This window comes from Verrucomicrobiales bacterium, assembly GCA_016793885.1.
Taxonomy (GTDB): domain Bacteria; phylum Verrucomicrobiota; class Verrucomicrobiia; order Limisphaerales; family UBA11320; genus UBA11320.
Genome location: JAEUHE010000017.1, coordinates 48,554 through 57,636 on the forward strand (window position 1 = coordinate 48,554; position 9,083 = coordinate 57,636).

A 9,083-nucleotide genomic window follows, 5' to 3' on the forward strand; every position below is an offset into this window, starting at 1 on the left:
AAGGGGGCATCCAGAACGCACCACGCGGTCAGGGAGCCAACGAGGTTCGGTGGATGAGGTTCATACGGAGGTTACGTTGAAGTTCCTTGGTCAACATGCCTGGGGTGACTCGACATCGTTTACCTTACCCTAAAATAATTGTGGTCTGAGGTCATTCGGATCGCAAAGGGGCTGCTCGCTCCGGGCACGTCCTGCCATGGACCGCCAGGATCGGTCGAGCTTTGGAGCGCGCCACCACCTTCCCAAGTTAGAGTCATGTCCCCACCCATGACCCTGAAGTCCAGGGTGGTCCGGTTTCCTGCCAGCTCAAAGATGCGGAGGGCCACCACGCGGGACGATACGTTAGGAAAGCTTGTGCTCTCCCAGGCAATGGCTATCTGGTTTCCACGCCAGGCGACACGGGGGTGGCGAGAATCGCTCGTAGCCGTGGTGGGGGTTTCCTTTTCGCTCACCAGGAAGGTTGGGCTCATCGGACTGCCGTCGGCGTTGAACAAGCGCGCTTGAACCAGGCGGGTGGTGGAGAACTGGCTACCATCGAAGGCTACGACCACCCGGCCATCCGGAGTCATCGCAGCGTCAACGCGCGCGGTGTTGGCTTTCGGAAAGTCATCCGCAACCTTTCGGGCGTAGCGGAGCGTCCCATCGGCATTGATCACCATCACGTAGGGGGTGTTCACATTGATTTCCGGATCAGGGTCCCGGGTCTTAGCCACGACCACGTAGGCATCGTTGCCATTGCCGTGGAAGCCGACGCTGTCACCGCGACCGCCCGTGGCGTAGATCTCCGAGCCGGCGAGGGTTCCGAGGTCGATATCTCCGGTGACTGGCGTGCCGTCGTTTTTGAACAGCCGCACGGTGGCGCGGCCGGTCGTACCTTTGGCGAAGCGAACAGCGAACCCGTCCTTCGTGACACCTACACCCTGCCAGAGTTCCGTCTTTACTGGGGTTTCTCCTACCAAGGTCAGCGGTTTCACCACCGTGCCATCGGGTTTGAGAATGCGGAAAGCCGCATGATTGGCGGGAATTTCGCCGCCAAATAGCTCTACCAAATCCTGTGCTTGGCGACTCTCTGAGACAATCACCAGGTTTCCATTTGACAGAAAGTCCCAGTCGCCGCTGCGAACGTCACCTGGCCGATCCGCATCCAGCTCGCTATAACCCGATAGCGTCTCCGCGGAGGGTTGTCCTTCGTTGTCGACCAGCTGCACTGCTGTGAACTCGCCAGCGGCCCCGCCGAGTGATGCTTGGAAATTGACTTGAGCCAATTCGGCGATCTCGAGCCCGAGTGAGAACGCGGTGGCACCGAATCCGAGTCCATCTCCAAAGAGGTTGGCCTTGATGATCGGGCCGTAAGCTGTGTTCGCTGGGGTAGGACTCTCATTCTGGCGGAAGAACGCGCGGTATCTGGAGAATATATTGATCGACGGGGTTACCAGCGATGGGATCGCCGCCTCGGGGGTTAGTACGGATCCATTGGGATCGATAAGCATCCAGACGCCTCGATAGTCGGTGAGGTCGGCGCCATCGTCCTCCCAGCCCACCATAACGTTGCCATTGCTACCGATACCAATCCCAATGCCCTGGACTCTCCCGTTGTTCAGCGGGAGTTCTCCGGAGCCGGGGGGATTTAGGTAAAGGGTAGGAGTTTTGGGTTGCAATCCGCTTTCCTCCGCCAAAGGGGGCACATCCGCTCTCGCGAGCACCGTTCCCAAGGCTGACAGCCCTAGCAAGCGAACAACACCTCGAGTCGATTCGCCAACAAGCTGCCCACATCTACTATACTTCATATGACTTAGGTTCAATCCCGCTGATGTCGCATCTGCCGTCTGATCTGTCCAAAAGGTGGGCATCAGCTCGGTATAGCAAACGCAACTGAGCGCCGCTGGACCCTATCCAGCTTTAGGCATGACTGAACACGGGATTGGATTATGGCTCGAACTCATACAACCTGAACGGCAAAATGGGAAATAATATCGTTAATCTCCACTGGTTGGCCCTTTCGGTCAAGACGCAATGGGAAGGTTGTGTTCCCCGGCAGGCTCGGGCTGATCACGGAGAGGGGAACTCCTGCTTCTCCGATCCCGCTTGCCTGAAATCAAACCGGACGGTAGTGGCTAGTGATGCGAGTTACCACGCGATCCACAGCACTTTCATTACGGGCCTCCTCTCTCTATCCAACTCTCCTCTCCCTGCTCTGCGTCGGCCTTTGCTGGGCTTCATTCCCGCTACGACTGCCCGCCGCGGTGGCCTCGGGTCTTTACGCTCGGTCGAATCTGGTCGCGTGGTGCATCGTGCCCTTTGATTCCCGGAAGCGCGGACCGGAGGAGCGGGCCGCCATGTTGGAGAAGATGGGCGTCAAGCGCTTGGCTTATGACTATCGAGCTGAACACATTCCCACGTTCGACGCTGAGATGGAGGCGCTGAAACGCCATCAGGTCCAGCTGCTCGCCTGGTGGTTTCCGACCGAGCTCAATGCCGAAGCCAAGAACATCCTGGAGGTGCTGCGACGCCACGGCATCCGGGCTCAGCTGTGGGTGACTGGCGGGGGAACGGCCAGCAAAACCCCGGAGGAGCAGCGGGCGAAGGTAGCCGCTGAAGTCAGGCGTCTGCGTCCCATCGCTCTGGCCGCGGCAGAGATCGGATGCAGCGTGGCTCTCTACAACCACGGAGGATGGTTTGGCGAGCCGGACAACCAGATTGCGATCATTCAGGCGCTCGGGTTGAAGAACGTTGGAATTGTCTACAACCAGCACCATGGGCATGACCATCTGGCGAGCTTTCCACAACTTCTCGAGCGCATGAAGCCCTACCTCCTCGCCTTAAATCTCAATGGAATGACGGCGGAGGGCGACCGGAAAGGGAAAAAGATTCTTCCGCTTGGGCAGGGTGATCTGGATCTGTCGCTGCTCCAGGCGATCGAGTCGAGTGGCTGGTCGGGACCCATCGGCATTCTCAACCACACGGACGAGGATGCGGAGGCGAGGCTATTAGACAACCTGGAGGGGCTTGAATGGCTGGTGCCGCAATTGCACGGGAAGCCGGCAGGGCCCAAACCCACCCCACGCAGTTGGCGTGAGCCACAGCCTACCAGGTGAATGGGAAGCAGTATGTGGTCATCGCGGCATCCGGAGGCGGCAAGTTAGGTGGCCCGACCGGCGATGCATGGGTGGCGTTTGCGTTGCGTGAGTGATCCCGGCTTAACGGAGGAGCATTCACCGGCGCCCTACCACGGGAGAGTGTTGTTGGCGGCTATTCCTTGCTGCTAGGGAGCGACCGAACCGAAAACTTTCTTCAGCACATCCGTGGTGCGAGCCAGTGGGTTTTCGCGAATGCGTTTCTCCTCTTGCGCCATCTTGAGGAAGAGTCCGTCCAAAGCCTTGCGAGTGACATACCCGTCCAAGTCGAGGTTGTCGCGATTGAGCATGCTCAGCATGGGTCCCGCCTGTCCGGCCATTTGTTTGTAGGCGCTGGTGACGCCGGCGGAGGCCGTGGCCTGCTGGACAATTGGCAGAAACTTGGCGTAGAGGTTGGTTTCGCTGGTGCGCCTGAAGTACTGAGTGGCTGCGTTGTTGGTCCCGCGAAGGATGGATTGGGCGTCTGCCACACTCAGCTGCCGAATGCTGGACGCCAAAACTTCGGCGGCTTGCGGTGTCGCTTGCTCGGCCGCCCGGTTCATGGTGGTGATAAAGTTGTCCACGAGCTGGTCCTGCCCCAAGAACCGCAACGATCGTTCGGCCTTTTTCACCGCATCCGGCAGCGGAATCTTTACCTCGAGGTCACGAAGAAACCCGTCACTGCGTCCGAGGTTGGTCACAGCCTGTTGCACACCTTTGGCCAGGGCCTCCTTGAGACCGGTGATGACTTGGGAGTCGTCCAAAGCTCCCACTGCTGCTTGCGAAGCCGACTTGGATCCCCCACCTAGCCCCAAACGCCGGAAAAAGTCCGATTGAGCCTCCGCCCGTTGCGCATTGAGGCCGGCTGCCAGGCTCAGAACGCCGACCAGGAGGGACATGGCTCGGGAGCGTACCGTGGCTCGAAATGGGACAGTATTCATAAGACACACACTCAAAACGGTGCTAATTCTGCGGAGCCGGCAACACTTGCTACCGGGGCGCGGAAGGCGGAACGCTTCGAGGCTGGTCGAACCCACCTCTACTTGCCGCCATCCCCGTTCAGCTGGAGACGCTGATCCTGTTTAAGCTGGGCGTCGAGGTTTTCCCATCCCGCCTGGTTAAACTGATTGAAGGCGTTGAGGTAAATGGTTACGGCATCGGCCGGGTACTTCGCCAAAAGGGCGTCCACGGCTGACTTCAATGGCGCGTCTCCGACCGAGCTGGGCAGCTGTTCGACGACCCCTTTGTTATTGGCGATCCCGAGGCTGGTCAGGAACTCGGCCAGCATCGAAGAGTGCTTCTCTAAGAGCCAGTGGCGTATGAGGTTGTCAGCGATTAACCCCATCTCCGGACGCTTCAAGGCGCCGATGAAGGTCGGGTTCCGTTCGGCCCTCGACTGGCGCTCCAAGAACACCGGTCGCAGTTTTCTAAACGATGCAACCGCTTCCAAGACAGCTCGATAGAGCTTCTTGTCGGTCTCATAGGCGAACTCAACGATCTCGGTGGCGGTGCCAACGGCCATGCGGCCAAATAATTCGTGCGAAAGCATACTGGATTTCTAGTGAGCACCCGCGGCCTGTATTCCTGTTTTTCCCTGCCGCCCGAACGGTGGGCAACTACAGATTTAGGGTGCCGGTGCCGAACAATAAGAGGAAATAGGCGCGGTGAGAATGGAAAAGATTCATGCGTTGAGGTCGGGACCGGTGGCGGTGACTCACCATCACTCGTTTCGGCCGGTATTTTGGAATGCTTGAGACGGCTTCATCACCACCGACGAACACGGGCGGGCATTTGGGTATCGGAGTGTTTGGTTCGATGTTTATGGCACGTCCTGATGAGGAGATGGGATAGCTATCCTGCTCCATCCTTGGCTCTTGCCCGTTCGTGTTCGTCGGCGGTGGGATGGCTGGTTTCCTGCTTTATGATCAGGTGAGTTGTCGACTGAAGGACTTCCGTGGGGTGCAAGCTCCTCCGATCCTGTTTCGTCCGGAGTTTGCCTCTCGCGCAGCGTGTTCGGCTCCTGGTTGGGAATGAACTCAAACCTTAGACTGTTGGTTGGCTCCAGTTCCATCGTGGCGGTAACGGTGAGCCTGGCGCTTTGGCTGATCTCAGGGCCGAGCTCGACACTGGGCTGGCTCAAATCGGTCTCGCTGGTGCTCGTGCTGTCGGCCGGCAGCGCCGCCCTGGTGGGGCAGCTTGTTCGCCATCTGGCCGCCGAAAGGCTGAATCAGCTCATCTCGCACCTCCAAGCCATTGATCGCGACGGTGACTACCGTTTGCGCTCGCAGCTCGCGGGTTCTGACGAAGTCGCTCAGGCCGCCGCGCATCTGGACTCGATCTTTGCGCGGGTTTTGCAGCAGCTGAGCGATGTTGCGCTCGAGCGTTCCAAACTCGAGACCCGGCTGGAAGCCTGCGAACTGCGGCTGGTGAAAGAGGTGGAACAGCGTCAGATGTTGGAGGCCGATCGAGACGAGGCGGTCGCCGCATTCGAGAAACGCGTTCGAGAACGCACCGAGGAGCTGTCGCGTGCCAACCAGGCTCTAGTCGAGGAAGTGACTCAGCGGACCCAAGCCGAGGGTGCCCTGCGCGAATTTCACGTTGAACTCGAGGAGCGTGTTCAGGAGCGGACTTTCGAGTTGGCGCTTGCCAACGAGATGCTCGTCAAGGAGATCGAAGATCGTCGGCAGGCGGAGGGCGAGCGTCAGAAGCTGGTGTCCCTCGTGGAAAATGCCAATGACTTCATCGCCCTGGTCAGCCTCGAGGGACAGATCACTTTCCTGAATGATGCCGGACGCAAGCTGCTGGGACTAAAGAACCCAATTCAGAGTGTCGCGCTCCGGGTGGACCAGATCGAAGGTGAGTCCTCGAAGGGAGCCTTCCGTGATATTATTCTGCGCTCCGTGGTGGCCCAGGGTGCTTGGATGGGAGAGATCGAGCTGCTGTCGTCGGATCCCGAGTCGAGGCGGGTGGCTGCCGAAGTGAGCGCGGTACTCGTGCGCGATCACGAGAATCATCGTCCCCTCTGCGTCGCGCTCATCATGCGCGACATCACGGATCGCCGGCTTGCCGAAGCGGCCCTGCACGAACTCGAAGAGCGTTTCTCGAAGGCTTTTCACGCGTCTCCAGCATCCGTGGCGATCATCAGTCTCGCGGGGGGAAGGTTCATTGATGTCAACCGCCGATTCCTCAGCTCGCTCGGCTATGAGGAGCACGAGGTGGTGGGGAAGACCATGGACGAGATTCACCTCTGGCTCGCGTCGGAAAGCCAAGGCAAGCTGCTTGAGCAGGTGGAGGTGCATCGGTCCGTGAGGGACTTTCAATGCCGTTGGCTCACGCGCTCCGGCGAGGCTCGTGATGTGCAGATTTCGGCCGAGCCCCTCGAGCTGCGACGCGAGAACTGTGTGCTGATGGTGGCGGAGGACACCACGGAGCGATTGAAGCTGGAGGATCAGCTTCGTCAGTCCCAGAAGATGGAGGCGGTGGGGCAGCTGGCGGCGGGCATCGCCCACGATTTCAACAACATTCTGACGGTGGTTCAAGGGCATGCCAGCCTGCTGTTGAACGACCAGGTGAACACCGAGAAGTCCTCGGAGTCCATCAAGTGTGTTTCCAGTGCCGCGGAGCGCGCGGCCAACCTGACCCGACAGCTGCTGACCTTCAGTCGGAAACAGGTCGGGCAATGGCGGGAAGTGGATTTGAACTCGGTGGTTCACAATCTTTCGAACATGCTGCGCAGCCTGATCACCGAGAACATCAATTTGAGCGTTCATTGCTACGAGAACCTGCCTCCGGTTCGAGGGGACGTGAACATGCTCGAGCAGGTGATCTTGAACCTGGTGGTGAACGCGCGCGACGCCATGCCCAAGGGCGGTACCTTGGTCATCGACACGTCGATCGAGGAAGTGACCGAGGAGGGAGTGCGGGACAATCCCAAGGGCCGTCCCGGGCGCTTCGTGTGCCTGACCGTCATGGATTCCGGGTGCGGGATGGACGAGGCCACCTTGGAGCGAATCTTTGAGCCGTTCTTTACGACGAAAGAGTTTGGTCAAGGCACAGGCCTGGGCTTGGCGACGGTCTACGGCGTTGTGACTCAGCACAACGGGTGGATTGATGTCACCAGCCAGCCCGGCAATGGCACGCTGTTCCGAATTTTTATCCCCGCCCTGGCCTTGCCCCCCACTAAGAAGCCCGACCCGCACGTGGAATCCCCGGCGGAAATTCGAGGAGGGAGTGAGACGGTTCTGGTGGTGGAGGATGAGTTGGGCTTGCGCATGCTGGTTGAAGCGGTGTTGCAAAAGTATGGATACAACGTCGTGCTGGCCGAGCATGGACCTGAGGCGTTGGAGCTCTGGGATAAACATCCTGGCAAGATCGACCTCTTGCTCACCGATATGGTCATGCCGCAGGGTTTGACCGGGCTGGAGCTTTCGGAAAAGCTGCGGGTGAAAAATCCGGAACTTCGGATCATCTACATGAGCGGCTACACGGTAGACTTCATGGGCAACGAAGTAGCCGGCATCCGGGAAGGCTTCAATTTTCTACAGAAACCGTATCGGCCTGAGCAGCTCGTTCGGGCGGTGCGTCAAGTGCTCGAAAGCGAGCCGCAGCCTCTTCCCCGACGCATTGCGGTCGGAGCCCCCAGCGATCAGGCCAAGGCGGCCTGAGGACGCGCAGCGTTTGTTCCTACCCCTGAAGAACGCCCAAATCTCTCGCGGAGGCGCGGAGTTCGCGGAGTTCGCGGAGAGGGGATGGGTATGAATGGAAGAGCCGGTTCTGAGCTCGTTGATCTGGCTGATCGGTCGGTTCCTAAAGAACTGGTGTTCCTCCGCGTTCTCCGCGTCTCCGCGAGAAAAAGTCTTGTCCCGTGCTTCTGAAGAAAGGCCCCCAAATCTCTCGCGGAGGCGCGGAGAACGCGGAGAGGGGAGGCGGCATGAGCGGAAGAGCTGGTTCTGACCTTATCGATCTGTCCGATCGGTCGCTTCCTAAATATCTGGTATTCCTCCGCGTCTCCGCGAGAGTAATTTTTCTCCTCTGATCCTTAGGAACAGTCCCGAATCTCTCTGTAATCGAACTGCTACCGTTCTGGTTGTTGGTTGACTCTGAGCGTTGGTGAGTCGCACGCCGCGAGTTTGTTCACTACTCGGTGTAATCCTTCTTTCATCGTCACAGCTCCAAAGTTCATCAATAGGCCCACTGGCTGCTTGAGTAGTCTGAGATAGGTGAGGATCTGTTTGAAGTGTACGGGTGCTAGAGTCTCTAAGGATTTCAGTTCTAGCGGAACACGACTCTCGACCAATAAATCGACCTTGAACCCGTCGTGGATGATGAGCCCATCATACTCGAATTGGACGAGTTTCTGACGCTCGACCTGCAGCCCACACTTGTCTAGATCCCTAGCCAGGACCAATTCGTAAACAGACTCCATCAATCCAGGACCGAGATCTCGGTGGATCTTGACCGCGGAGTTAACAATAATACCGGTAATTGAATCGAGCTCTAACATGGCTTCTGCCTCCTTTCTAAGATCGTCTCATTCGAGAGAAGTTCTTATGCCTCGTCAAGCTCGAGGTTGCGGCCCTGAAATCACGTCCCGGCCCCGAATCTCTCGCGGAGGCGCGGAGTTCGCGGAGAGGGATGGGCATGAATGGAGGAGCCGGTTCTGAGCTCGTTGATCTGCCTGATCGGTCGGTTCCTAAAGAACTGGTGTTCCTCCGCGTTCTCCGCGTCTCCGCGAGAAAAAGTCTTGTCCCCTGCTTCTGAAGAAAGGCCCCCAAATCTCTCGCGGAGGCGCGGAGTTCGCGGAGAGGGGATGGGCATGAGCGGAAGAGTGGGATCTGACCTGAATGGCAGTTAGTTAGCGCTTCGAAGAAATGCGGTATTTGGGACCGAAGACGCTGTTTTTGTAGTATCGGTTTCGATGGGAAATTTCGCGAAACGTTCTCCGATGTTTCATCAGGAGCGGATAAGGCT

6 protein-coding genes are annotated in these 9,083 nt (G+C 58.4%); 2 read left to right on the forward strand and 4 right to left on the reverse strand.

Annotated elements, in window-relative coordinates; translation table 11 throughout:
* Positions 1-119 precede the first annotated feature (119 nt).
* Complete coding sequence (locus tag JNN07_02450; GenBank protein ID MBL9166585.1) at positions 120-1,787, reverse strand: hypothetical protein; 1,668 nt, start codon at positions 1,785-1,787, stop codon at positions 120-122.
* 333 nt (positions 1,788-2,120) lie between these two features.
* Here JNN07_02450 and JNN07_02455 point away from each other — a divergent pair, with 333 nt between their 5' ends.
* Complete coding sequence (locus JNN07_02455; GenBank protein ID MBL9166586.1) at positions 2,121-3,095, forward strand: TIM barrel protein; 975 nt, start codon at positions 2,121-2,123, stop codon at positions 3,093-3,095.
* 167 nt (positions 3,096-3,262) lie between these two features.
* On the opposite strand, the gene JNN07_02460 is transcribed toward JNN07_02455, so the two are convergent.
* Positions 3,263-4,054 (reverse strand): DUF4197 domain-containing protein, encoded by a 792-nt coding sequence (locus JNN07_02460; protein MBL9166587.1) that lies wholly within the window; start codon positions 4,052-4,054, stop codon positions 3,263-3,265.
* A gap of 98 nt (positions 4,055-4,152) precedes the next feature.
* Positions 4,153-4,662 (reverse strand): hypothetical protein, encoded by a 510-nt coding sequence (locus tag JNN07_02465; GenBank protein MBL9166588.1) that lies wholly within the window; start codon positions 4,660-4,662, stop codon positions 4,153-4,155.
* A 481-nt stretch (positions 4,663-5,143) separates the two neighbouring features.
* Between JNN07_02465 and JNN07_02470 the strand changes: the two genes are divergently transcribed.
* Complete coding sequence (locus tag JNN07_02470) at positions 5,144-7,777, forward strand: PAS domain S-box protein (GenBank protein ID MBL9166589.1); 2,634 nt, start codon at positions 5,144-5,146, stop codon at positions 7,775-7,777.
* A gap of 410 nt (positions 7,778-8,187) precedes the next feature.
* Here the strand turns inward: JNN07_02470 and JNN07_02475 are convergent, their stop codons facing one another.
* Entirely contained in the window at positions 8,188-8,616 is a 429-nt protein-coding gene (locus JNN07_02475) for a GxxExxY protein (protein MBL9166590.1), read from the reverse strand.
* Between the last annotated feature and the right edge of the window lie 467 nt (positions 8,617-9,083).